Source organism: Candidatus Planktophila sp. (assembly GCA_030681675.1).
GTDB lineage: Bacteria > Actinomycetota > Actinomycetes > Nanopelagicales > Nanopelagicaceae > Planktophila.
This window is the reverse complement of the sequence record JAUXRP010000017.1, coordinates 1-24863: the sequence shown is the minus strand read 5'-3', so window position 1 is coordinate 24863 and position 24863 is coordinate 1. Positions and strand designations below refer to the sequence as shown.

General features: G+C 47.8%; 22 protein-coding genes. 4 read left to right on the top strand and 18 right to left on the bottom strand.

What is annotated here, in order from left to right:
- Nucleotides 1–118: 118 nt before the first annotated feature.
- The 8 genes from cimA to ilvD form a co-directional block, all read right to left on the bottom strand.
- Nucleotides 119–1696 (bottom strand): citramalate synthase, encoded by a 1578-nt coding sequence (gene cimA / locus Q8K48_05135; GenBank protein ID MDP1851781.1) that lies wholly within the window; start codon nucleotides 1694–1696, stop codon nucleotides 119–121.
- Nucleotides 1696–2814: a branched-chain amino acid aminotransferase gene (locus Q8K48_05130; GenBank protein ID MDP1851780.1), complete on the bottom strand. Its 1119-nt coding sequence runs from the start codon at nucleotides 2812–2814 to the stop codon at nucleotides 1696–1698. The genes cimA and Q8K48_05130 overlap by 1 nt, the downstream gene beginning before the upstream one ends.
- Nucleotides 2780–3814, bottom strand: a complete 1035-nt coding sequence (locus Q8K48_05125) for a 3-isopropylmalate dehydrogenase (protein ID MDP1851779.1) — start codon at nucleotides 3812–3814, stop codon at nucleotides 2780–2782. Before Q8K48_05125 ends, Q8K48_05130 begins: the two co-directional genes overlap by 35 nt.
- Nucleotides 3814–5406, bottom strand: coding sequence for a phosphoglycerate dehydrogenase (gene serA, locus Q8K48_05120; protein ID MDP1851778.1), 1593 nt, complete (start codon nucleotides 5404–5406; stop codon nucleotides 3814–3816). Before serA ends, Q8K48_05125 begins: the two co-directional genes overlap by 1 nt.
- Complete coding sequence (gene ilvC / locus Q8K48_05115; GenBank protein MDP1851777.1) at nucleotides 5399–6436, bottom strand: ketol-acid reductoisomerase; 1038 nt, start codon at nucleotides 6434–6436, stop codon at nucleotides 5399–5401. The genes serA and ilvC overlap by 8 nt, the downstream gene beginning before the upstream one ends.
- An 11-nt stretch (nucleotides 6437–6447) precedes the next feature.
- Nucleotides 6448–6735, bottom strand: coding sequence for an acetolactate synthase small subunit (gene ilvN / locus Q8K48_05110; GenBank protein ID MDP1851776.1), 288 nt, complete (start codon nucleotides 6733–6735; stop codon nucleotides 6448–6450).
- A gap of 1 nt (nucleotide 6736) precedes the next feature.
- Nucleotides 6737–8509, bottom strand: coding sequence for an acetolactate synthase large subunit (locus tag Q8K48_05105; protein MDP1851775.1), 1773 nt, complete (start codon nucleotides 8507–8509; stop codon nucleotides 6737–6739).
- A 158-nt stretch (nucleotides 8510–8667) separates the two neighbouring features.
- A complete protein-coding gene (gene ilvD / locus Q8K48_05100; protein ID MDP1851774.1) occupies nucleotides 8668–10341 on the bottom strand; it encodes a dihydroxy-acid dehydratase in 1674 nt (557 codons plus the stop codon).
- A gap of 84 nt (nucleotides 10342–10425) precedes the next feature.
- On the opposite strand from ilvD, the gene Q8K48_05095 reads away from it, so the two are divergent.
- Both Q8K48_05095 and Q8K48_05090 read left to right on the top strand, forming a co-directional pair.
- Nucleotides 10426–11028, top strand: coding sequence for a TetR/AcrR family transcriptional regulator (locus tag Q8K48_05095; GenBank protein MDP1851773.1), 603 nt, complete (start codon nucleotides 10426–10428; stop codon nucleotides 11026–11028).
- An 11-nt stretch (nucleotides 11029–11039) separates the two neighbouring features.
- A complete protein-coding gene (locus Q8K48_05090; GenBank protein ID MDP1851772.1) occupies nucleotides 11040–12503 on the top strand; it encodes an MFS transporter in 1464 nt (487 codons plus the stop codon).
- A 16-nt stretch (nucleotides 12504–12519) separates the two neighbouring features.
- Here Q8K48_05090 and gatB read toward each other — a convergent pair whose 3' ends face one another.
- Genes gatB through Q8K48_05070 form a run of 4 tightly spaced genes read right to left on the bottom strand, consistent with a single transcriptional unit; the run spans nucleotide 12520 to nucleotide 17102 of the window.
- On the bottom strand, nucleotides 12520–14022 hold the full coding sequence (gene gatB, locus Q8K48_05085; GenBank protein ID MDP1851771.1) for an Asp-tRNA(Asn)/Glu-tRNA(Gln) amidotransferase subunit GatB: 1503 nt from the start codon (nucleotides 14020–14022) through the stop codon (nucleotides 12520–12522).
- On the bottom strand, nucleotides 14023–15516 hold the full coding sequence (gatA, locus tag Q8K48_05080; protein MDP1851770.1) for an Asp-tRNA(Asn)/Glu-tRNA(Gln) amidotransferase subunit GatA: 1494 nt from the start codon (nucleotides 15514–15516) through the stop codon (nucleotides 14023–14025).
- Nucleotides 15513–15812 (bottom strand): Asp-tRNA(Asn)/Glu-tRNA(Gln) amidotransferase subunit GatC, encoded by a 300-nt coding sequence (gatC, locus tag Q8K48_05075; GenBank protein ID MDP1851769.1) that lies wholly within the window; start codon nucleotides 15810–15812, stop codon nucleotides 15513–15515. Before gatC ends, gatA begins: the two co-directional genes overlap by 4 nt.
- Before the next feature lie 27 nt (nucleotides 15813–15839).
- Nucleotides 15840–17102 carry a glutamate-5-semialdehyde dehydrogenase gene (locus Q8K48_05070; protein ID MDP1851768.1) on the bottom strand — a complete coding sequence of 421 codons (1263 nt, stop codon included), beginning with the start codon at nucleotides 17100–17102 and terminating at the stop codon, nucleotides 15840–15842.
- A gap of 33 nt (nucleotides 17103–17135) precedes the next feature.
- Here Q8K48_05070 and Q8K48_05065 point away from each other — a divergent pair, with 33 nt between their 5' ends.
- Entirely contained in the window at nucleotides 17136–18272 is a 1137-nt protein-coding gene (locus Q8K48_05065; protein MDP1851767.1) for a serine hydrolase, read from the top strand.
- A gap of 19 nt (nucleotides 18273–18291) precedes the next feature.
- Here the strand turns inward: Q8K48_05065 and Q8K48_05060 are convergent, their stop codons facing one another.
- From Q8K48_05060 to Q8K48_05035, 6 genes are all read right to left on the bottom strand, one after another.
- The gene (locus tag Q8K48_05060; protein MDP1851766.1) at nucleotides 18292–19179 is read right to left on the bottom strand and encodes a fibronectin type III domain-containing protein; all 888 of its coding nucleotides are present in this window, start codon (nucleotides 19177–19179) and stop codon (nucleotides 18292–18294) included.
- Between the two features lie 89 nt (nucleotides 19180–19268).
- A complete protein-coding gene (proB, locus tag Q8K48_05055; GenBank protein ID MDP1851765.1) occupies nucleotides 19269–20384 on the bottom strand; it encodes a glutamate 5-kinase in 1116 nt (371 codons plus the stop codon).
- Complete coding sequence (gene obgE, locus Q8K48_05050) at nucleotides 20381–21895, bottom strand: GTPase ObgE (GenBank protein MDP1851764.1); 1515 nt, start codon at nucleotides 21893–21895, stop codon at nucleotides 20381–20383. The genes proB and obgE overlap by 4 nt, the downstream gene beginning before the upstream one ends.
- 134 nt (nucleotides 21896–22029) lie before the next feature.
- Nucleotides 22030–22284 carry a 50S ribosomal protein L27 gene (gene rpmA / locus Q8K48_05045; protein ID MDP1851763.1) on the bottom strand — a complete coding sequence of 85 codons (255 nt, stop codon included), beginning with the start codon at nucleotides 22282–22284 and terminating at the stop codon, nucleotides 22030–22032.
- Between the two features lie 14 nt (nucleotides 22285–22298).
- Nucleotides 22299–22613, bottom strand: a complete 315-nt coding sequence (gene rplU, locus Q8K48_05040) for a 50S ribosomal protein L21 (protein MDP1851762.1) — start codon at nucleotides 22611–22613, stop codon at nucleotides 22299–22301.
- Between the two features lie 111 nt (nucleotides 22614–22724).
- Nucleotides 22725–24593: a hypothetical protein gene (locus tag Q8K48_05035; protein ID MDP1851761.1), complete on the bottom strand. Its 1869-nt coding sequence runs from the start codon at nucleotides 24591–24593 to the stop codon at nucleotides 22725–22727.
- Nucleotides 24594–24627: 34 nt separating this feature from the next.
- Here Q8K48_05035 and Q8K48_05030 point away from each other — a divergent pair.
- On the top strand, nucleotides 24628–24863 hold a 236-nt coding region (locus tag Q8K48_05030), incomplete at its 3' end, for a hypothetical protein (protein ID MDP1851760.1).

Sequence of the window (24863 nt, the reverse complement as noted above, 5' to 3'; positions counted from 1 at the left end):
AATTAAGGCTACCCTTATGTTGTCGAGAATTTGAAGCGTGAGGCTGCTAAAGGCCTATGTTGCCCTTTTATTAGCTCAGTCTCGATCCAGCACCGTATGAGAAATCTCCTGGCAAAAATTATTTTTGACGCAATAGGCCAAAGTTAATCGCATCTTCTAACGCCATAGCAGAGGCAGCGATGACGTTTTCATGCACGCCGACCGTGCTCCACTCATTAGTGCCATCGCTGGTTTCAACTAGAACTCGAGTGATTGCACCAGTACCTAAGCGGCCCTCAAGGATTCTTACTTTGTAATCGATAAGTTTTAATTTCTCAAGTGCTGGATAGAATTGAATAAGTCCTGAGCGAAGGGCGTTATCAAAGGCGTTCACTGGACCGTTGCCAGTGCCGATGCAGACTATCTTCGTTCCCCTGGCAATAACTGTGACTTCGGCCTTGGTCAGAATGCTTTGATCCTCGGCGCGTTCAACTGTAGTTAACCAATGTTCAATAGTAAAAAAGGAGGGACGTTCTCCTCTAATTTCTTCATGGATTAAAAGTTCGAAAGAGGCATCAGCGGCCTCAAAGGAGAAGCCTTGTGACTCCATATCTTTGACGCGGCCCACGATTCGCTTAATGAGTTCGTTATCGCCACCTAAATCCACACCTAATTCTTGGGATTTTAATTCAATCGATGCCCGTCCGGCCATATCAGAGACCAACATACGCATATCGTTTCCTACTGACTGGGGATCTTCATGTTGGTAGAGCGCGGGATCTACTTTAATTGCACTGGCATGAAGGCCAGCCTTATGGGCAAAAGCTGAAATACCAACATATGGTTGGCGTGAACTTGATGAGACATTCGTTACTTCTGCAACGGCATGGGAAATTCTAAATGCCTCTTGCAAAGTATTGTGCGGTAGAACTAATTGGTGCTTCTTTAACTCTAAGTTAGCGATAATCGTTACGAGATCGGCATTGCCCGTGCGTTCGCCATAACCATTTAAAGTTCCTTGAACATGTGTGGCACCAGCGGCGATCGCCGCCATTGAATTTGCAACGGCGCATCCAGTGTCATTGTGGCAGTGGATACCAAGGCGGGCTGAGGTTGACGTCAAAACATCGTGAACAATCTGGGAGAGTTCATCGGGCAACATTCCACCATTGGTATCACAGAGCGCAATGACATCTGCGCCGGCTTCGGCGGCAACGCGAATGGTTTCAAGTGCGTAGGCACGGTTATTTCGATAGCCGTCAAAGAAATGTTCGGCATCTAAGAAAACGCGTTGGCCCTCGTGAATTAAATGTGTGACTGAATCGCGAATCATCGCCAAGTTTTCATCCAGGGTTGTTTTTAGCGCTAAATCAACGTGGCGATCAAAAGCTTTCGCAACTAGCGTTACTACTGGTGCCCCGCTATCTCGAAGTGCGCCTAGTAAAACATCATTGGCCGCTTTAACATTAGGGCGACGGGTTGCTCCAAAGGCCACAAAAGTCGAATTCTTTAAGTGAAGTTCCTTTCTAGCCCGGGCAAAGAACTCGGTGTCTTTAGGATTTGCACCCGGCCAACCGCCTTCGATAAAGCCAACGCCTAGATCATCTAAATGTCGCGCGATAGTTAACTTGTCATGAACTGAGAGGCTAAGCCCTTCTTGCTGAGCACCATCGCGCAGCGTTGTGTCATAAATATGGAAAGCGTCATCGATTGCCATTAAAGAACCCGATGCATCCAACCATGCGTATCTGCGATCGTGCCATGCTGAATTCCAAGTAGGTGTGCTCGAATTTGTCCAGTAATAGGACCAGGTTCGCCATCACCTGTAACCCATGTACCCATGGCACTCTTAGCAGATCCAACTGGAGTAATCACCGCTGCGGTTCCGCAAGCAAATATCTCTGTGATCTCACCTGATTCAACTCCGTGATGCCAATCATCGATACTGATCATCGCCTCTTCACTTTTATACCCTAAATCATTGGCAACAGTTAAAATCGAATCGCGTGTGATTCCGGGTAGCAGCGTGCCTGTGAGTTTAGGAGTTACCAACGTTGCATCTGCGCCCTTGCCTCTGACGAAGTACAGATTCATGCCACCCATCTCTTCAATCCATTTTCGCTCAACGGCATCAATCCACACCACTTGATCACAGCCTTGTTTAGCGGCCGCTTTTTGTGCAACTAAAGAAGCTGCATAATTTCCACCGCACTTTGCTTCGCCTGTTCCACCAAGGGCGGCACGGACATATTCGGTTGAAATCCATACCGAGACCGCCGTGTTAGTAGAAAAATAACCACTGGCAGGGGTTGCAATGAGCATGTACAACGCTTTATTTGATGGCCGCACACCTAAACCAACTTCGGTAGCAAACATAAAGGGGCGCATGTACAGCGACTCCCCCACATTATTGGGAACCCACTTCGAATCTTGCTTTATGAGCGTCTCTAAAGTTTCAATAAATGCTTCCACCGACATTTGCGGAAGAGCTAATCGTGCCGCCGATTTAGCAAAGCGCTGTGCGTTTTGCTCGGGGCGAAAGAGTGAGACTCCACCATCGGGTTGGCGGTAAGCCTTCATACCTTCGAAGATTTCTTGGGCGTAATGAAAAACCGCGGTCGCAGGATCTAGTGTGATGGGTCCGTAAGGAACTAACTCTGGCGCTTGCCAGCCATCTTTTTCACTCCACTCGCGTGTGATCATGTGGTCGGTGTAATGACGGCCAAAGCCACCTTCGGCAATCTGCGCGCTGCGTGTGGCATCATCTTTCATATGCGGATTGATAGTTGTCTTCATAGTTTTATAACGCTGCAACCAGCGCATCTCCAACTTCACTAGTGCTTCGCTTTTTATCTCCACGAACTAATAAATCGGCGGCAACGGCCCGCTCAACATCACGCGCGGCATCGCCAAAACCTAAGTGTTCTAGCATCATCGCAACTGACATTACAGTGGCCGTTGGGTCGGCGATATTTTTACCGGCAATGTCAGGGGCTGATCCGTGTACTGGCTCGAACATTGAGGGAAACTCACCCGTTGGATTGATATTGCCGGATGCTGCAAGACCGATGCCACCACAGATCGCCGCGGCGATGTCGGTCAAGATGTCACCAAATAAGTTGTCGGTAACGATGATATCAAAGCGTTCTGGGTTAGTAATAAGAAACATTGCGGCGGCATCGGCATGTAAATAATCTGTTGTGACGCCTGGGTAATCTTTAGCGACCTCATTAAAAGTGCGGGTCCAAAGATCGCCCGAGTGGACGAGAACATTGTTTTTATGCACCATCGTAATTTTTTTACGATCGCGTTTTAATGCGCGCTCAAAAGCATCGCGTATTACACGTTCGGCGCCGCGGCGAGTATTAAGACTCTCTTCGGTGGCAATCTCTGCTTCGGTGCCAATTGCCATAACCCCACCAGCACCAGAGTAAGGACCTTCAGTACCTTCGCGGACTACGAGGAAATCTATTGCGGCCTTAGTTGCAAGTGGGCCAGTTACGCCTGGCATTAATTTCGCTGGACGTAAATTAACGTAGTGATCAAAGGCAAAGCGAAGTTTGAGCAGTAATCCACGCTCTAATACTCCACTGGGAACCGTTGGGTCACCGACCGCTCCAAGAAGGATGACATCGGCCTTTGCAAGCTCGACCATTGTTTCATCGGAAAGAGCGATGCCAGTGCGATGCCAGTTGGCCGCACCTAATTCATAAGAACTCTGTTTGAATTCGACGTCGTACTTTTTAGAGACGGCATCTAAAACTTTCAAGCCTTCGTTAACAACTTCTGGTCCGATTCCATCTCCGGCGATGACGGCTAAGTTAATAGTTTTCATCAATCCACCAGCACAACGGCGCGAACGGATTCTGCGCCGGTCTCTCTCTTAATAGTCGCCAAAACCTCTTCACTTACATCTGAGTCGACAGAGAGCGCCATGAGCGCTTGTCCGCCGGCAGTACTACGAGCAACCTGCATTCCAGCAATATTGATATGGGCTTGACCTAACGTATGACCAACAGTGCCGATGACTCCGGGTTGATCAACGTAACGCAAAAATAGAATGTGAGTCGTTGGAGGTAAGTCGAGTGAGAAATTGTCGATTCCGATAATCTTCTGGGTCTGTCTGATTCCCATTAAAGTGCCATCAACTATCATCGATTTTCCACTACCTGTTGCGGCGCGTAATGAAATCATGGATCGATACTCTGCGCTATCGGCGGTGGTCGTTACATTCGAAGTCATTCCGCGCTCTGCAGCTAGTCCTGGAGCATTAACATAGGTAACTTCTTCGGCACCGACTGCAATGAGTGCACCTTTGAGTGCGCTAATTGCAAGGATTGATGAGTCATGTATTGAAATTTCACCACGGACTTGAATATCCATGTGAACTGGGGTTTCACCTAGAAGTTCAGTTGCGATCTGTGCCATTTTTTCTACGAGTGGCAGTGATGGTCGAATCTCTTGGGCAATAACCCCGCCCTTTACATTGACTGCATCTGGAACGAGCTCACCAGCCAAAGCTTTGCGTACTGACACAGCAACGGCGATTCCCGCGCGCTCTTGTGCTTCATCCGTTGATGCACCTAAGTGTGGTGTCGCAACCACGTTATCTAAAGTAAATAAGGGCGAATCAGTGCATGGCTCGGTTGAAAATACATCTAAGCCAGCTCCGGCGACGCGACCTTCAACAATTGCATCGTAGAGTGCGGCCTCATCCAGAACTCCCCCACGTGCCGCGTTCACAATTCGTACGGCGGGCTTAACTTTTTTCAACGCTTCAACGCCGATTAAATTCGCCGTCTCTTTAGTTTTAGGTAAGTGAATTGTGATGAAATCTGAAGTACGCAGAAGTTCGTCGAGATCTACTAAACGAACGCCAAGTTGGGCGGCTCGTGCGGGCTGTAAATATGGGTCGTACGCGATGATTTCCATGCCAAATGCCTGCATTCGCTGTGCAACTAATTGACCGATACGACCGAAGCCAACGATCCCTAATGTTTTTTCAAATAGTTCGGCGCCGGTGTACTTTGATCTGGCCCACTTACCATTTCGCAATGCGGCGTGAGCAGGTGAGACAAATCGCGCTGAAGCGAGAAGCAGTGAGATTGCAAGTTCGGCCGCGCTAACAATATTCGATGTTGGAGCGTTTACAACCATGACTCCAGCGGCCGTGGCTGCAGGAATATCGACGTTATCTAAACCAACCCCTGCACGGGCGATAACTTTCAAACCCTTAGCCGCATCAATTGCTTCGGCATCCATTTTCGTTGCCGAGCGAATAAGCACCGCATCTACACCTTTAGCTAATACAGCCAATAGCTCGGTGCGATTTGCTCCGTCGCAGTTAAGAACTTCAAAATCTGGACCTAAGGCCTCTAACGTTGCAGGGCTTAACTCCTCAGCGATTAATACAACGGGTTTATCCACGTGCCACGCTACCCTCTTTATAATCGTCGCCCTTTGTCGCCTTCATCCAAGAAAACATTGTGCGAAGCTGACGGCCAACGGCCTCGATTGGATGTGCTTCGCCTTTAGCGCGAAGTGATTTAAATTCAGGTGCGCCGGCCTCTTGATCATCAATAAAGCGCTTGGCAAAAACTCCACTTTGAATATCGGCGAGCACGGCCTTCATGTTTTCCTTAACATGTGGGTCAATAACACGTGGACCAGAAACATAATCTCCGAATTCAGCGGTGTCAGATACCGACCAACGCTGCTTTGCGATTCCACCTTCGTACATTAAATCTACGATTAATTTGAGTTCGTGTAGACACTCAAAGTATGCAACCTCTGGTTGGTAACCCGCTTCTGTGAGAACTTCAAAGCCATACATTACGAGCTGGGATGCACCGCCACACAAAACAGATTGCTCGCCAAATAAATCGGTCTCAGTCTCTTCAGTAAATGTCGTTAAAATTCCACCGGCCCGTAATCCGCCGATCGCCTTGGCATAGGAAAGTGTTAACGGCCAGGCACTGCCAGTTGAATCCTGCTCAACGGCGACGATGACTGGAACTCCACGGCCGGCAGCGAATTCGCGGCGAACTAAGTGGCCTGGGCCTTTTGGAGCAACCATGCAGACATCGACGTTGGCCGATGGCTTAATGTAACCAAAACGAATATTGAATCCATGGCCAAAGAAAAGTGCGTCGCCATCTTTCAGGTTGGGAAGAATAGAGTCGGTATAGATATGTCGTTGAAGATGATCTGGCGCCAAAATCATAATGACCGTTGCCTCTTTGACCGCTTCGGCCACACTGGTAACTCGCAAACCTTCGGTTTCGGCCTTTGCTCGCGATGGTGAGCCATCTTTTAGACCGACGCGTACATCGACACCACTATCACGCAAACTCAATGCATGGGCATGTCCCTGCGATCCGTAACCAATAATCGCGACCTTGCGGGCTTGAATGATGGATAGATCAGCATCCTCTTCGTGATACATCGTTGCTGCCACGGTATTTCTCCTTAGTTCTGATAATCGGGTTGTGTGTCGTGAACAATTGGTTGTACTTCATCTGGCAATATCTCAATTATTGAAATTACATTGACCAACTTATCTAGCTGAGCAATTACTTGCTCAAGAACGTGGCCATCTAGGTTAACTACTATCTCCATTTTAGAGGTCTCGGGGTTACTGGTCGGACCAACTGATAAGCGTTCAATGTTGTAAGCCCGTCGTGCAAACAGGCCTGCCACACGTGCTAAAACGCCAGGTGAGTTTTCAACGATAACTTCTAGTGTGTGTTGGGCCATTTTATAACTCCTGAGAACCCCAGTCGGGCGCAGTCTCGCGCGCAATCATTATTTCATCATTTGATGTTCCGGCGGCGACCATTGGCCAGACCATCGCATCTCGATTGACTCTAAAATCAACTACCACCGGTTGATTATTAATGCTCATCGCCTTCTCAATTGTTGCATCGACATCTTCTGGTCGATCACAACTTAAACCTACACAGCCCATCGCCTCTGCCAACATAGGAAAATTTGGAATTCGCTTTGATTCAAGATTGGTATTTGAGTAGCGGCCCTCATAAAAAAGCGTCTGCCACTGTCGGACCATTCCTAATGATTCATTGTTAATTATCGCAACTTTAATCGGAATGTTATTAAGTGCACACGTTGTTAGCTCTTGATTAGTCATTTGGAAACAACCATCACCATCGATCGCCCACACCGTTGTATCTGGTGCACCGACCTTTGCGCCCATCGCGGCCGGTACGGCATATCCCATCGTGCCAAGGCCTCCAGAGTTAAGCCATGTGCGGGGGTTTTCATATGAGATAAATTGAGATGCCCACATCTGATGCTGGCCCACACCGGATGCAAAAATAGTTTGCGGGCCAGAGATTTTTCCTAAGCGCTCGATTACATACTGAGGTGAGAGCGAACCATCAGCGGGTATGTCATAGCCCACTGGATATGTTGTTTTCAATGAGTTCATCTGGCGAAGCCACGGTGTTAAATCCGGACGATTCTTTGCAAGGGATTCCTTCAACGCTGGAATCAGCGCGGTGATTGTATGTTTCAAATCTCCGAGCACGGGCACATCGGCAAATCTATTCTTACCTATTTCAGCGGGATCCACATCGGCATGAATTACCTTTGCATTAACGGCAAAGGTTGAAAGTTTTCCAGTTACGCGATCATCAAAGCGAGCGCCAAGAGTTATTAATAGATCCGCCTTCTGCAGCGCGGTAACGGCGGCAACGGTGCCATGCATCCCTGGCATCCCTAAATTCAATGGATGTGAGTCTGGAAAAGCACCGCGGGCCATGAGAGTTGTAACAACTGGCGCACCAAGTAACTGCGCGAGCTCTAATAGTTCACGCGAAGCATTTGCTTTGATGACTCCGCCGCCAACGTAAAAGACGGGTTTGCTCGATTGCGCAATTAAATCAGCGGCATCGGTTATCGATTCGGCGCAAGTGATAGTCCTCGGTTGATAACCCTTTAGTGAAACCGATGTTGGATAGTTAAAATCCGTCATCTTCTGTAGAGCATCTTTTGCAATATCCACAAGGACTGGACCAGGACGACCAGTGCTTGCAATATGGAAGGCCTCGGCGATTGCACGTGGAATATCGGCAGGGTCGGTAATGAGATAATTATGTTTTGCAAATGGCATTGTGATGCCACGGATATCGGCCTCTTGAAATGCATCGGTGCCGATTGCAACCGATGGAACCTGGCCGGTAATTGCCACAACTGGGACTGAGTCCATTGCCGCATCGGCAAGTGGAGTAACAAGATTTGTAGCCCCTGGTCCAGATGTTGCAATACAGACTCCGACACGACCTGTTACTTGGGCATAACCAGTTGCAGCATGGCCGGCACCCTGTTCGTGGCGCACAAGAATATGGCGGATAGAGCTAGAAAAAATTGGATCATATGCTGGAAGGATCGCACCACCGGGAATTCCAAACATCACATCGACGCCAGCGGCCTCCAGCGATGCCACGAGTGAACTGGCTCCATTCATTGCACTCATCTCCATCTCCTTTCGCCTTCGGTGTGGTGTATAAATGAAAAAACCCCCAGATTAACTGAGGGTAGCGCGCGATCGAACTGCTAGATCACGCGCTTTTAAATCACCACAACAACTGTTGTAAACATGTATGTATTCTCCAATAGCTTTTGATGTGAGTCAAGGTATGAGATGCACATCTCACAATCTGAACAGTTTTAGTCGCAGACTGCGCCTTTAGATGCTGAGCCGACCAGCTTGGAGTATTTGTGCAAGACGCCGCGGGTGTACTTATGGGTCAGGGGTGCCCAGCCAATTTTACGGGCTGCGAGTTCGGCCTCATCGACCAGTAAATCCAAGGTTCTATTGGTGATATCGATGCGAACAATGTCTCCATCTTTTACAAATGCAATGGGGCCACCATCTACTGCCTCAGGGGCCACGTGACCGACACATAAGCCCGTTGATCCTCCAGAGAAACGTCCATCGGTCAGCAGCAGAGTGGATTTGCCAAGACCGGCGCCCTTTATAGCACCTGTGATCATTAACATTTCGCGCATTCCGGGTCCACCTTTTGGACCTTCGTAGCGAATAACAACGACATCGCCTGCTTGAATAGTTCCGTTTTCGAGTGCATCCATCGCCGCTTGTTCACGCTCGAATACTCGAACTGGACCTTCAAAGGATTCAATTCCAATTCCGGCCGTTTTACATACTGCGCCATCGGGTGCCAGTGTGCCGCCTAAAATTGTGATTCCAATATCGGTTGAGAGTGGTTTTGATGCCGCACGCAGAATTTCTCCATCAGGATCTGGTGGATTTATCTCGGCTAAATTTTCGGCCATCGTCTTTCCAGTCACAGTTAAGACATCGCCATGCAACAACTTGGCATCAAGGAGGGCTTTAAGAATTACCGGAACTCCCCCGATTTTATCCATATCACTCATGACAAATCGTCCGAAAGGTTTTAAATCTCCCAGTAGCGGAATCTTTGAACCGATGCGATGAAAGTCATTGAGTTCTAAATCAACGTCAGCCTCATGTGCAATTGCAAGTAGATGCAGAACCGCATTCGTTGAGCCACCCAATGCCATCAAAATTGTAATTGCATTTTCAAATGCCTGCTTCGTTAAAATATCGCGCGTAGTAATTCCTGCACGGATTAATTCGACGACCGCTGCGCCGGATTTAACGGCAAAGGCATCGCGCCGGCGATCAACGGCGGGAGGCGCAGCCGATCCTGGAAGAGATAAACCAATCGCTTCGCCAATGCTGGCCATTGTGTTAGCCGTATACATTCCACCGCATGCACCTTCACCCGGACAAATAGCGCGCTCTATTTGATCTACGCGCTCCTGTGTAATCAAGCCTCGTGCACATGCACCTACGGCTTCGAAGGCATCGATAATCGTGACATCTTTTCCATCGACCTGTCCTGGAAGCGTTGAACCGGCGTAGACAAAGACGCTAGCAACATCGATGCGCGCTGCGGCCATCATCATCCCCGGTAAGGATTTATCACAACCGGCAAAAGTCACCATTCCATCTAAACGCTCGGCCTGCATAACTGTTTCCACTGAATCGGCGATTACTTCTCGCGAAACGAGAGAAAAATGCATTCCCTCGTGTCCCATAGATATTCCATCTGAAACCGAGATCGTGCCAAACTGCATCGGAAATCCGCCGGCATCGATGACGCCTTGGCGCGAAGCTTTGGCTAGGCGATCAAGGGACAAGTTGCATGGGGTGATTTCATTCCACGACGAGGCGATACCGATTTGGGGTTTAACCCAGTCTTCATCTCCCATTCCAACGGCGCGAAGCATTCCACGTGCCGGAGCACGCTCCATTCCATCGGTCACTAACCCTGAACGTGGCTTCATCGTTGACATGGAGTAATCGTAGGCGTTCAAGTTGCAGAATGCACCTCACTGCTTTACGATACGCAACCGTACCGTTTCGTATAGGAGGTCGATATGTGCCCAGTAAATGCTCTATGCATTAAAGGGCGACCTCGCGATTCCAAACGTGAAGATGCAATTGCCGAAGCTGCAATTTCCCTGATCCAAGAGGTTGGATATGAGCGATGCACTATAGAGGCGATTGCACTTAAAGCCGGTGTTAGCAAGGCGACAATTTATCGACGTTGGAAGAACAAACAAGAGGTAATTGCAAACGCTATTTCACATCACGCCTTTTCTCAAACCCCTTCCATTAATACTGGAAATTTACGCGACGACTTAGTTGAACTTCTATTGGCTAAAGTGAAGGTTTTGAAAGGTCCAGATGGTGCCGTCATAGCATCGATCATGAGTGCGGCAAAAATGGATTCAGAGCTTGCAAAAGCTATTCCTCATTCAGTCCGAGATGGCGAAATTCAAGTACATGAGGTAATTCTTGAACGAGCAATTAAGCGCGGTGAAATCTCACTTAATGCAAACTTAGAACTATTAGCTGAGATCACTCCCGCAATTATGACCTACCGAATTTTTATGTCACAGCAGCCGGTTAATCGAAAATTCATCGAAGCCTTAGTCGATGACGTCTTAATTCCATCAGCTCGAAAAAGTAACAAATAAAAGGAGAGAACATGTCAAACCCTAACTATCCAGCAGGTCAGGCCCCAGATCGCTGGCGTACACTTTTTGTAGTTGCAATTGCGCAGCTCATGATTGTTTTAGACTCTTCCATCGTAAACATTGCAATCCCAAGTGCCAAAGTTGACCTTGGAATTACAGACGCGAATCAGCAGTGGGTCATAACCGCTTATACATTAGCATTCGGATCACTTTTACTGCTCGGTGGTCGCATCGGAGATTTCATGGGCCGCAAACGTATATTTCTCATTGGTTTATTAGGCTTTGCAGGTGCATCTGCTCTGGGCGGAATTGCCACAACACAAGGCTTGTTATTTGGTGCTCGCGCACTGCAAGGTGTCTTCGCCGCACTTCTTGCCCCTGCAGCTTTAGCAATCATCTCAGTAACTTTCACAGTACCTGCTGAGCGCGCTAAGGCTTTTGGTGTCATGGGCGCAATCTCCGGTGGAGGCGCGGCCATTGGCTTAATCGTTGGTGGAACTTTAACTGAGTTTTTCTCATGGCGTTGGTGCTTAGGTGTAAACGTTCCAATCGCGATTATTGCATTTCTATTGGCCACACGTTTTGTTCATGAATCTAAGGCCGAAGGAAATCGAACTTATGATATCCCAGGTGTAATCACCGCAACTGCAGGTCTTTTTTCACTTACATATGGTTTTAACCAAGCAGCAACGACCGGTTGGTCAGATAGTCTAACTATTGGCTTCTTAATCACTGCGATTGTTCTTCTAGTTATGTTCGTGATCATTGAAAGCAAAGTTGTAAATCCAATGATGCCCCTCCGCGTTATTACAGAGCGAAATCGTGGTGGCTCTTACCTTGGATCATTAGTAGTAGGCGCAGGTTTATTTTCAATGTTCTTATTTTTAGGTCTCTACCTACAAGTAATTCTCGGATACAGTCCTTTGAAATCCGGCTTTGCTTTCTTGCCCTTCACCGCCGGCATTATTGCTTTTGCCGGAATCGCTTCGCAACTTTTGCCTAAGGTGGGACCAAAGCCACTTATGATCCCGGGTTTAATAGCATCTAGTCTGGGTTTGCTTCTTCTTGCACGAATCACTCCCGACACTTCATACCTAACTCATGTGATGCCATCGCTCCTAATTATGTCTAGTGGAATGGCGCTCGTATTTATTCCACTTACTTCGACTTCACTTCATGGCGTTTCACATCATGACACTGGTGTTGCCAGTGCAATGGTGAATACAAGTCAGCAAATTGGTGGCTCACTTGGTACCGCACTCCTCAATACTGTTGCAGCTACAGCAACGGCCACATATGCAACTGCCAATAGTTCTCTTGGAGATCTAACGCAGGCATTTGCAATGACACATGGCTTTACCGTTGCTTTTAAGGCTAGTGCAGGGTTGCTGTTTATTGGTGCAGTGGTCTTGTTCTTCTTTATCAATATAGGAAAAGAGGCAGTGGTTGAAAGTGAAGAGGTTTTAGTTCACTAATTAAGTTTGAGCCAAATCATCTTTGAAGCAAATGGCCAAGTAGAAGCTCTCGTACGCGAGCGGCATCTGCTTGGCCCTTTGTCTCTTTCATGACTGCGCCAATTAACGCCCCCGCTGCCGGTAAGTGGCCGTTGCGAATTTTTTCAGCGGTCTCAGGTTGTTCTGCGCAGACTTTTTCAATTGCGGCCATCAGTGCGCCATCATCATTTACAACCTTAATTCCGCGCGCAGAGATCACTGCAGCGGGTTTACCTTCACCTGCAATTACGCCCTCGATTACTTGACGGGCTAACTTATCGGTTAGTTCGCCCGCATTCACTAAAGCCACAATCTCTGCGACATCTGCGGGTGTGATCGCTAAATCAGAAATAGCGACATCCTTGTCGTTTGCAATTCGTGAAATCTCACCGAGCCACCAACTGCGAGCCTTGGTTGGATCTGCACCTTCATTAACCGTTGCCTCAACGAGATTCAAGACGTCGGCATTTATCATCGCCGCCATTTCTTTATCCGGCACCGACCATGCCTCTTGTAAACGTTTGCGATGAATCGATGGTCGCTCTGGAAGTGATTGGCGCAGAGTTTCAATCCATACAGAATCTGGTGCGACTGGTACTAAATCTGGCTCTGGAAAATAGCGGTAATCCTCGGCCTGCTCTTTTGAGCGACCAGAGCGTGTTAGCCCAGACTCCTCTTGGAAGTGACGAGTCTCTTGGACAACTCGCTCCCCTTTATTTAAAAGTTCGGCATGGCGAATCATTTCTCCGCGAATCGCGCGTTCAACAGAGCGCAACGAGTTAACATTTTTAGTCTCGCTACGAACGCCTAAAGTTTCGGCTCCAATTAAGCGGAGAGAGACGTTGGCATCACAGCGAAGTGAGCCTTGCTCCATCTTTACATCGCTGACACCCAGTGAGCGCAAAATATCGCGGAGCTCGGCAACATAGGCTTTTGCAACCTCTGGCGCATATTTACCTGTGCCAGGAACAATTTTCGTCACAATTTCAACTAAAGGAATTCCCGCGCGGTTGTAGTCGAGTAAAGAGTATTCAGCTCCATGGATACGTCCAGTTGCGCCACCTACGTGAAGTGATTTACCTGTGTCTTCCTCCATATGTACGCGTTCGATGTCGATACGAAAGCTCTTGGGACCTTCATCGGTTTCGATTTCAACATCCACGAATCCATTGGTGCAGATTGGCTCGTCATACTGTGAAATCTGGAAATTTTTAGGCATATCGGGATAAAAATAATTCTTACGTGCAAAGCGAGAAAAAGGCGCAATTGAACAGTTCAGCGCTAAGCCGATTTTGATTGTGGATTCAATCGCCTTTTCATTGACCGTCGGAAGTGCACCCGGCAGAGCCAAGCAAACTGGACAGGTCTGCGTATTTGGCGCGCCACCAAAAATCGTACTACAGCCACAAAACATCTTCGACTGCGTATTCAATTCAACATGAACTTCAAGGCCAAGTACTGGTTCGTACTTTGAAATGACCTGATCGTACGTAAGTGCCACTTATTTACCTACCAATTCAGGTGCCTGTGAAAGCAAAGGCGCACCCCATCGTGTCAGAAGCGCGGCCTCTAGAGCAGCGCCAACTAAGTACATACGCTGATCTTGCATCGCAGGTGCCATGATTTGGAAACCAACTGGTAAGCCATCTTCAGGGGCTAAACCTGCAGGTAGCGACATTCCACCAATACCAGCCATGTTAACTGGAATAGTTGCGATGTCATTTAAATACATTGCAATTGGATCATTTGATTTTTCGCCGATTTTAAAGGCCGTTGTTGGGCAGGTTGGTGAGACCATTACGTCACATTTTTCAAAGGCTTTATTGAAATCTTGTGTAATGAGCGTGCGAACTTTTTGTGCACTACCGTAATACGCATCGTAATAACCGGATGAAAGTGCATACGTTCCAAGAATAATTCGACGTTTAACTTCGCGCCCAAAACCAACTTCGCGAGTTAAATTCATTACTGATTCGGCCGATGCTCCATCGACATCCCCAACACGAAGTCCATAGCGCATTGCATCGAAGCGAGCTAAGTTAGATGAGCACTCAGATGGTGCAATTAAATAATATGCCGCTAAAGCGTATTCAAAGTTAGGTGCAGATACTTCAACTATTTCAGCGCCAGCCTCAGCCAGAAGTTCTAATGACTCCTCAAAACGCATGCGTACTCCACTTTGATAACCATCGCCATTTAACTCTTTAACAACACCAATTTTCATTCCTTTAACGTCGCCAGTTTTTGCTGCAGCAACAACCTGCGGAACGGGTGCATTAATACTCGTTGAATCCTTTGGATCGTGACCGGCAATCGCCTCATGCAAGAGCGCGGCATCTAAAACAGTACGTGCACATGGTCCTGCTTGATCAAGTGATGATGAAAAGGCGATCAGACCAAAGCGTGAAACCCCACCATACGTTGGCTTTACACCCACCGTTCCGGTGACTGCGGCAGGTTGGCGAATCGATCCGCCCGTATCGGTTCCGATAGCAAGTGGTGCTTCAAATGCCGCTAAAGCCGCTGACGATCCACCGCCAGAGCCGCCAGGGATTCGTGTTAAATCCCAAGGGTTGTGGGTTGGGCCATAAGCTGAGTTTTCAGTTGATGAGCCCATTGCAAACTCATCCATATTTGTCTTACCTAAAATAATAATTCCATTATTTTTTAAGTTTGTAACAACGGTTGAGTCATACGGTGGACGCCAGCCTTCAAGAATCTTTGACCCTGCAGTAGTTGGTATGCCCTTTTGCACCATGACATCTTTAAGAGCAAGTGGAACTCCGGCTAAAGGCGCCAGTTTTTCACCGGCTGAACGCTTATCATCAACTGCAGCAGCCTGTTCGAGCGCGCCCACTGAATCAACAAAGAGAAAGGCATGCACATCGGAATCAACTTCGGCGATGCGATGTAGATGCGCCTGCGTTAATTCAACTGAGGTGGTTTCACCAGCGATAAGTTTTGAGGCCATCTGGGCGGCGGTTAAATGGATCATGCTTCTTCACCCAAAATCTGTGGCACGCGAAAACGTGAATCCTCTTGTGCAGGTGCACCCGACAATGCTGCTTCTGGAGTCAGAGATGTCACAACACCATCGGGGCGAAAAACATTTCGAAGTGGCAAAGGATGAGAAGTTGGCTCCACATCAGCGCTGGCTACCTCTTGCACTCTAGCAACTGCGTCCAAAATAACCGTAAACTCGTTCGTTAAGTTGATGAGTTCTTCTTCGCTCATTTCGATGCGTGCAAGGCGTGCAAGGTTTGCGACATCATCGCGTGAGAGGCTGCTCATAGGTGTGGAGTCTAATTAATTTGCAGGTTAACTGCGAATTTGACCATTGCCGGTGACGATCCAGGTGGTGGTAGTCATAGCTTCTAATCCCATAGGACCGCGGGCATGGAGTTTTTGATTTGATATCCCAATTTCAGCGCCAAAGCCCATCTGCTCACCATCGGTAAATCGAGTCGAGGTATTTACCATTACCGCAGCGCAATCGCTTAGTGCTATAAAACGCGCAGCATTAGCTTTATTTTCAGTCACTATCGCCTCGGTATGTTGGGTACCGTATTTAGCGATGTGATCACTTGCGGCATCAACTGAATCCACAATCGCCACATTCATTTCAAGGCTCCCATACTCAGTTGACCAGTTTTCTTCAGTGGCCAAACTGGCTGGAATTGAATTCGCCAAAGCTAGGGAGCGAGCATCACAATGCAAAATTACGCCGGCCTCATTGAGAGCGGCCATAGCAACAGGTAAAAACTCTTGTGCAATATTTTTATGAACTAAAAGCGTCTCTGCCGCATTACACACACTAGGGCGCTGTACTTTCGAGTTAATAATAATTGGCAGCGCGATAGAAAGATCGGCAAACTCATCTATAAATACATGGCAAACACCTGCACCAGTTTCAATTGTGGGAACTGTAGATTCGTCGACCACCATTCGAATGAGCGATGCACTGCCACGTGGAATAACAAGGTCAACTTTTCCTCGGGCATGCAGTAGTGCCTTTACGGTGTCGCGATCATCGGAAGGTACTAATTGCACTACATCGGGTGAGATAGAGGTTGTCGCTAATGCATCGCGCATTACAGTGACGAGAATTTGGTTGCTTTCAGCGGCGTTTGATGATCCGCGTAGCAGTGCCGCATTTCCAGACATGAGCAAAATAACTGCCGCATCTACAGTGACGTTCGGGCGCGCTTCATAGACCATTCCGATCACACCAAATGGAACAGTAATTTGTTGAAGCTCAATTCCATTAGCAAGTACTGATTGGCGAAGAGTTTTACCGAGTGGATCTTCAAGAGCCGCGACTTGGCGTGCACCCTCGGCAATTCCAGCAATTCGAGCTGGAGTCAATAACAAGCGATCTAAGAGGGAGGGATTTAATCCAGTTGCACGGCCCCGTGCCATATCTTTTTCATTGGCGGCGAGAATTTCAGAATTGCGGAGATCAATTGCCTCGGCGATAGAGAGTAAGGCGGCACTTCGCTCTGCCCCCGAGGCAACGTTCAAGGTACGTGCGGCGGTGCGCGCAGATCCAGCGAGTTTGGAAATTAGCGCTGTGGCATCCATGCGGGCAAGCCTATCGGGATTAGGCTCATGGGCGTGCTTAGATTTATTCGCAGGTCCTTCATTGTTATCTTGGTTATTTATGTTGCTCTTTTCGGTTTAACAAAGGCGATTAGATATCCCGAGCCGATTGCCGCCATAAAGTTAGGTCTAGCACCTGCATCTAAGACGCCGGATTTAATGCCGGCACATACGATCAAGGCGGCAGATGTACCTGCGAACTGGAGCACGGGAACTGAAGATATGCCGGCAACCGTAGATTTTGAAGGTTCACAAATAACTTTTGATGAGTTCTTGGAATCAACGCACACAAATGCTTTCTTAGTCATTCGTGATGGTGTTTTAACCTATGAAAAGTATTTGAATGGGATGAGTGCGCAAACTCGACTTCCTTCATATTCAGTAGCCAAAACAATGACCTCGCTGATGATTGGAAAGTTAATTGATGAGGGATCAATTAAAGAGAGCGACACTTTTGTTGGCGTTTTGCCTCAGTTCAAGGCCGGTACTTCTTTTGATAACGTCACCATCAAAGATTTACTTGATATGAAGGCCGGTGTTGGAGTTTCCGATAACTATCCCACTGGTCCAAGCGGATGGGGCGTTGCTATTGCTCAAATGTATGCATCCACCGATGTTGACTGGTTTTTGATGCACAACCGAATGATGAAGGAAGAGCCTGGCACCTTTGCTGAGTATCGCTCAGTTGATACGCTGATGCTGGGAATGATAATTAAAAAAGTTACGGGCCGAAGTTTGGTCGACTATTTCAGCGAAAGTATCTGGCAAAAAGTTGGAGCTAGAGAAATCGCAACATGGAACGTTGATCGAATTGGAGGAACTGAAAAAGCTTTCTGTTGTTTCAATGCCACGGCTCGAGATTATGCTCTGGTCGGAGTTGAGTTAATAAAACCCACATCAAGCATCATTAGTAGCACTTGGCGAAACAGAATTTCTACCCCCACAGTAACTCTTGATTATGGCTGGGGATATGGTGCCCAAGTCTGGCATCCATATCCCGGTATTAACTTAATGTTGGGGCTACATGGTCAATTTGTCTGGATGGATCCTGCCAATAAAACTGTCATCGTAAAACTCAGTGATGAGCCAACGAGCTCAGATGGGCGAAGTGAGCGTGTAGCGCCTGTTTTGGCCCTAATTTCAAATAAGTAAAGTGCACAGTTCTACCGTATTAAGCACCGCTTGAAATATTGAAGGTAAAACTTATTTTTATGCTACCCAAACCGGGGTAATCAACGGTACTGATTCCTTGACCAGAACCCTTAGCTACTTTGGTTATTGGATCAGTGACAAAAGTTAGCGTAAAAGAGATACTTCCAAATAAAGAGTTAGATGCCGTAATTGTTGCAATACCTAGTGCATCAGTGACTATTCCATTAATTTTCCATATTCCAGCTCTCCCAGTGATGTCACCATTCAATACAGTGTCTACGGTGTCGATGGTTGAGGAGAGAAATGAGATTACTTGCTCATTTTGAGTAACGGAAACGACTGCGGTGCCTCTATATTTTCCATCAAAATTCTTTATACCTGTCTGCAGTGGAGGGGTTGAAACCTGCGTTGTAGGTGATGGTGAAGCGCTGGATGTTGGCGTAGGGGTGGGCATCAAAGTTGAGTCTGGCACAGTCCACGGGATGGTCTTCGTGGCACGAAAACGAATAAGCACGCGAGCATTTCCAACTATAGATTCTGAACCAGTTCCAATTGAGTTGACGGCAGCTACTGTAAAATAGAACCAAACAGGTGCTGGCTTAGCACTTGGCTTGTTTGGGTTTGCAATTGGAACTTGACAGCTTGTGGCAGATTTTTTGCAAAGATAAATATTCTTACCTGGGTTGTATGTGACTCTATACGAAGTGATTTTCTTACCTCCATTATTTGAAGGTGCTTTCCATCTCAAAGTTGCACTATTTAGACCGGCAGTCACAGAGACATTGGTCGGTGCTGAAGGCACCGTGTATTTGACTTGTGCAGCGTTCGTAAAATTCATTCCGCTAAAGCCGGCCAGAATTAAAACAATAGTGAAGACAGAACGTGTGTGGGCAGAGTTACTTTCCATTGCCACTCCTCAGAGCAATCTTGGATGCTCTAAAATTCTAATGAGTTCTCTACTTCTAAGGAATCCAAATTAAGAGTGGCAGCCCATATTTAAAGTAAGACTAAATCGTCTCGGTGCACTAATTCACGCTCATACTCTGGACCTAGTGCTTGGGCTAACTCTTTAGTCGATCGACCCAGCATCACTGGAATCTCTTCACTATCAAATGCCACTAATCCGCGCGCGATTACTGTCCCATCTGGTCCAACTAATTCAACTGCATCTCCTGCAATGAAATCTCCATGAACTGCCGTAACACCTGCAGGCAAGAGCGAAGTTCCGCGCTCCAAAATTGCTGTAACTGCCCCTGCATCTAGAACGAGTTTTCCTTGGGTTGTTGTTGCATGAGCTAACCACAATAAGCGTGAAGTAGTTTTGCTTGTATGAGCATGAAAATACGTTCCGAACTCTGCGCCATTCATAGATTTATCAACATCGGCCAATGAAGTTAAAAGCATTGGGATTCCAGCGTTAGTGGCGATTCGAGCCGCTTCAACCTTAGTGATCATTCCTCCACTACCTACTCCGGCAGTGCCAGCACCGCCGAGAACGACATTTTCGATATCGGAGATATCTACAACTTCATGGATTGCTTTAGCACCTGGCTGAGTCGGAGGCGCGTCATATAAAGCATCGATATCTGAGACAAGGACTAATAAGTCTGCACCAACAAGGAGTGCAACGAGTGCGGCTAAGCGATCATTGTCACCGAAACGTATCTCTTGGGTTCCGACCGAGTCATTTTCATTAATCACTGGTACAACGCCGAGTTGAAGCAGGCGATACAAGGTACGCTGAGCATTTTGATAATGTGAACGGCGCACAACATCTTCGGTAGTAATTAATACTTGTGAGGCAGTAATTGAATGTTTGGCAAAACTTTGCGTGTAGTGAGCGATCAATAAACCTTGACCCACCGAGGCTGCAGCTTGGGCGGTAGCCAAATCTTTAGGGCGCGATGTCAGACCAAGTGGGGCAAGTCCTGCGGCAATCGCACCGGATGAGACGATAACAACATCTGCACCACGCGCTTTACATACAGCGACGACGTCAGCGAGTTTTTCAAGTGCCGCTGAATCTAACTGGGATCCGGCCTTACCAGTGAGAGAGGATGAGCCGATCTTGATGACAATGCGTTTTGCAGAGGTAATCTGCGCTCTGCTCACTTGGCATCTCCAACTTCTGCTGTTTCATCAGCGATGAGTGGTGAAAGTTTAGGCGTATGAGGGTCGGTTACCTTGTACTCCCACTGCTTGGCGATTTCATCATCGCTTAAGACATCTTCAACTTCTACCCGCTCGTTTTGCGCCCATGTCGATTCAAGACGCGAATCTTCGCCGCGGCGATGTAAATGGCCAGCTAACTGCTCGGCCCCGGCCTCAATGGTTGGCTCCCAATCAAATACAACTTCGGTAGCTCCATCACCGATTCGGACTTCGCTTCCGGCGACCGCGCCTTTTTTGAAGAGCTCTTTTTCAACGCCTAATTGAGCTAAGCGATCAGCTAAGTAGCCAATGGCCTCGGCATTTTTAAAGTTAGTTTGACGTACCCATCGCTCCACTTTCTTACCCCGAACAGTAAATGAACCATCGGCATTTGCCTTAACTGCAAAACCAGAGTCATCAACTGCAACTGGTCGCAAAACGATTCGAGTACGTACTTCGACGACTGCAGCGGCGCGATCCTTTTGAATCAAACGCGCCATTGCATAGGTGAGATCTTGCAAGCCAGCGCGTGAGGCCGCCGATACAGGATAAACCTCATAACCTTTTTCGCGAAGTTCATCTGCCACCATGTCAGCCATCGCCTGGCCATCAGGTAAATCTATTTTATTTAGCGCAATGATTCGCACTCGATCTTCAAGGCCACCATAAAGTGCAAGTTCATTTTCAATAATCTCAAGATCATGAACTGGGTTGCGATCTGTCTCTAGCGTTCCACAGTCAAGCACATGAACTAAAGCAACACAGCGCTCGACATGGCGTAGAAATTCAAGACCTAAACCCTTGCCTTGGCTAGCCCCCGGAATCAAACCTGGAACATCGGCGACAGTAAAACGTGTCTCACCAGCTTGGACAACGCCTAAGTTTGGAACAAGGGTTGTAAATGGATAGTCGGCAATCTTTGGACGTGCCGCAGAAATCGCGGCAATTAAAGAGGATTTGCCGGCACTTGGATAACCCACGAGTGCAATATCGGCTACGGATTTAAGTTCTAGGGAAAGTGTGCGCTCTTCACCTGGTTCACCGAGAAGTGCGAAGCCAGGTGCTCGACGTTTGGAAGATGCAAGGGCCAAGTTTCCAAGACCACCATGTCCACCTTGGGCTGCAATAAATACGGTTCCGTTACCGATTAAATCTGCGATTTGTTCGCCGTTACTATTGAAAACTACCGTGCCGTTTGGAACTGGGAGAATTAAATCTTCGCCTTGATATCCATCTTTTCGATCACCATATCCTTGATGACCCGAAGTTGCTTTGCGGTGAGGTGAATGGTGAAAATCTAAAAGCGTCGTAACCGATGGATCGACGACGAGAACTACATCTCCACCTCGTCCACCATTTCCGCCATCTGGTCCACCCAGTGGTTTAAATTTTTCTCGCTTAACAGAGACACAACCATCGCCACCTTTTCCAGCGATGGCATAGAGAGTTACACGATCGACGAAAGTTGTCATCTCATGTACTCCCTTCACATTAATAGTTTCTACACAATCTTTACTTATTAATTGATACTCATTACTTTTCCTAATCACCAGCAATAAAAAAGCGAGCCACGATTCGCGGCTCGCTCTATTATGAGAAACCTAAATTAAGCGGCCGGAACCACGTTCACTACACGACGTCCACGAGCGCGACCGAATTCAACGGCGCCTGCTGCAAGAGCAAAGAGCGTGTCATCTTTACCACGTCCTACGTTCTTGCCTGGGTGAAAATGTGTTCCGCGCTGACGAACTAAAATCTCGCCTGCGTTAACTTCCTGGCCACCAAAGCGCTTGATGCCAAGGTACTGTGGATTTGAGTCGCGACCGTTACGTGTCGAGGAGACACCCTTCTTACTTGCCATTTACGCTCTCTCCCTTACTTCGCGCCGTTGATGGCGGTAATTTTTACGCGTGTGAGCTGGGCACGAAAGCCTTGACGACGACGGTGACCGGTCTTGTTCTTATAACGCAAGATGTCGATCTTTGGCCCCTTAACCTCTTCAAGAACTTCGCCAGTTACCTTCACTGCAGCTAAGGCCGCGGCATCGGTAGTAACAGTTGCACCATCGACGAGGAGAAGGGCAGGAAATGAGACGGTTGCACCAACAGCAGCGGCCATACGATCGACGATTACTGTGTCGCCAACTGCGACTTTCTCCTGGCGCCCACCAGCTTTAACGATTGCGTACACGTGTTACTCCAGTTCAATTAAGCCCGCTCAAATGGCGGCGGGCAGAGGATAAGAGTACGGATGCGCGCCCCATACGGTCAAATTGCCCAATCAATAGCTAATTCAACCCAATTAGGGCGATAAGGCATAGCGCAAAACACGGTGCCCGAATTTACGCTCACCGACCCAGAGATAGCCGTTTGCTACCCAAAGCGATGCTGGCCAGCGAACTTCAGTGGCTGACTGTGCCGCCCTCGTATCGGAAGATGATGTCGCGCCTAGATATGCATCAGGTAACCCGCCAGCCAAGGCCGAGCTCAGGCTATTCCACACAAGTATTCGGTGAAAAGAAGTATCTGCAACAAAAAGAGCTCCATTTGAAACGAGTGCATCACTTGGTAAATTCATTGCCACACCACTTACTGTGCCACTTGTTGATGCGTTTTGACTGAGTGAGGCAACTGACCAAAGTGATACATGTGGGTTCGAGTAGAGGCTTGTTCCAGTTAGCCACGTGCCATCAGATCGAATTCGATTAAGTGTCGCATTGATTGAAAAATCAGGGCTGTCATTTTTATCAGTTGGATAACCCGACCATACAAATATCTTCTTTGCGTCAGTATCTAGAATATAGAAATACTTATTATCTGCTGCCACTCGAAGCGCGCCACCGAAAGTCACATTACCTATTGAGTTAGAGATATTTAGTATCGGTAGGTCTGTTGTTTTTGTAGGAATTCCGCGCCAGATGATAAAGGTTTTCTCTCCTGCTAATGCGTAAAGCGGATTGCCATCGGCTGCAACTGTTGCAGCAGAAGAGTCGGGTTGAAAATCCATCGCCAAGAGCGGATTACTCGCTCTTTGGTTTTGTGTTGTCCACACTAAATCAGGTTTAGCTCCGTCGGTGGCGGGGATTGATTTCCAAACATAAATCTTGCGATCAAAGTCGCTGTTAATTGCCATCGCTCCGCCAAGGGTTGCAACTTGTGGATTTGTAATTAAATAATTTGTCTGCAAAGTATTTTCAATGGCCTGGCCCACGTAATCACCATTTCCTACCTTCGAAGCTCCACTAGGACCGGTCGATCCAAGATAGAAATCCGCTGCCGCACTCGCTCCTGGAATTCCCATGAAAACTGCGATTCGATTACCGTTGTACTCAGATACGTAGGTATACCCATTAATAATCTCTACATCTCCGCCATCTCCACCATCAAATGGAGTTCCACTCGCAATTCTTGTCGCAGTGGGTTGGGTTGCGGGCGCACCAGAATATTCAACAAGCCAGGTTGCAAGCAGATACATTTTGCCTGTCGCTGGATCAAAAGAGCCGGAGGGCCACGCGCCATTTGTATCCGATGGGACAATATCGTAGGAAACCGCGGCGCTGGAAGAGGCTGGCCACGAGGAAAATACATGTGCTACATGTTCAACCCCGCACTTGCCATTATGGTCACCAACGATGATTGCCGTTCCGTTGCTCGTTACTCCGCGCGGAGTACCCAGACAATTTGTTGTATTCCCAATCATTGTTATATCTGAGGCTTCAGTTCCAGTTGAGGGAAAAGTGTTCCAGATTTTTAGTTGAGATTTTCCAGTCGCACTCACGACGACTTTTGTTCCATTGGACCAGACACCCCATGGCCATGCATCAGCACCAAGGTCCATGGCATAACTAGCACTCTGCCCGCTCGTTGTTGGCAATGTATTCCATACGAGGACGCGATTATTGTCAGTGTCTGCAACAAGTAATTTGCCAGTGCTTGTAACAATCAAATCGCTCGGCCAGTTGCATTGATTTAGGCTAGAGCCACTTGCGGTCGTGGTAGTTGAGGATTGACACAAAACGAAATCTGGCGCAGTTGAAGAAGAGGTTGGCGCCGTGTTCCAAACTAATATCCGGTTATTGCCACGATCGGCCAACAATAAATTAACTCCATTGGAAGCCAAGCCACTTGGGTGGTCAAAAATCGTTGAACCGGATGTAGATGCAATTCCCATGGCCGATAAATAACCGCTAGGGATTGAAGAAGAGGTGATTCGCGTATTCGTTGTATCTGAGAGTACTGAATACGTCGATGAGACCTCTACTGGTGTGACATTTTCATCAACTGGTGGTGGATTAGTCGGTGGTGGATTAGTCGGTGGTGGATTAGTCGGTGGTGGATTAGTCGGTGGTGGATTAGTCGGTGGTGGATTAGTCGGTGGTGGATTAGTCGGTGGTGGATTAGTCGGTGGTGGATTAGTCGGTGGTGGATTAATGATCACAAC

Coding starts and splice junctions, on each gene's coding strand:
- cimA (MDP1851781.1), bottom strand. CDS start 1,696: ATGGCAATCGATGACGCTTTCCATATTTATGACACAACGCTGCGCGAT.
- Q8K48_05125 (MDP1851779.1), bottom strand. CDS start 3,814: ATGAAAACTATTAACTTAGCCGTCATCGCCGGAGATGGAATCGGACCA.
- ilvN (MDP1851776.1), bottom strand. CDS start 6,735: ATGGCCCAACACACACTAGAAGTTATCGTTGAAAACTCACCTGGCGTT.
- ilvD (MDP1851774.1), bottom strand. CDS start 10,341: ATGTCAACGATGAAGCCACGTTCAGGGTTAGTGACCGATGGAATGGAG.
- Q8K48_05095 (MDP1851773.1), top strand. CDS start 10,426: ATGTGCCCAGTAAATGCTCTATGCATTAAAGGGCGACCTCGCGATTCC.
- Q8K48_05090 (MDP1851772.1), top strand. CDS start 11,040: ATGTCAAACCCTAACTATCCAGCAGGTCAGGCCCCAGATCGCTGGCGT.
- gatA (MDP1851770.1), bottom strand. CDS start 15,516: ATGATCCATTTAACCGCCGCCCAGATGGCCTCAAAACTTATCGCTGGT.
- gatC (MDP1851769.1), bottom strand. CDS start 15,812: ATGAGCAGCCTCTCACGCGATGATGTCGCAAACCTTGCACGCCTTGCA.
- Q8K48_05070 (MDP1851768.1), bottom strand. CDS start 17,102: ATGGATGCCACAGCGCTAATTTCCAAACTCGCTGGATCTGCGCGCACC.
- Q8K48_05060 (MDP1851766.1), bottom strand. CDS start 19,179: ATGGAAAGTAACTCTGCCCACACACGTTCTGTCTTCACTATTGTTTTA.
- obgE (MDP1851764.1), bottom strand. CDS start 21,895: ATGACAACTTTCGTCGATCGTGTAACTCTCTATGCCATCGCTGGAAAA.
- rpmA (MDP1851763.1), bottom strand. CDS start 22,284: ATGGCAAGTAAGAAGGGTGTCTCCTCGACACGTAACGGTCGCGACTCA.
- Q8K48_05035 (MDP1851761.1), bottom strand. CDS start 24,593: ATGGGAATTGCATCTACATCCGGTTCAACGATTTTTGACCACCCAAGT.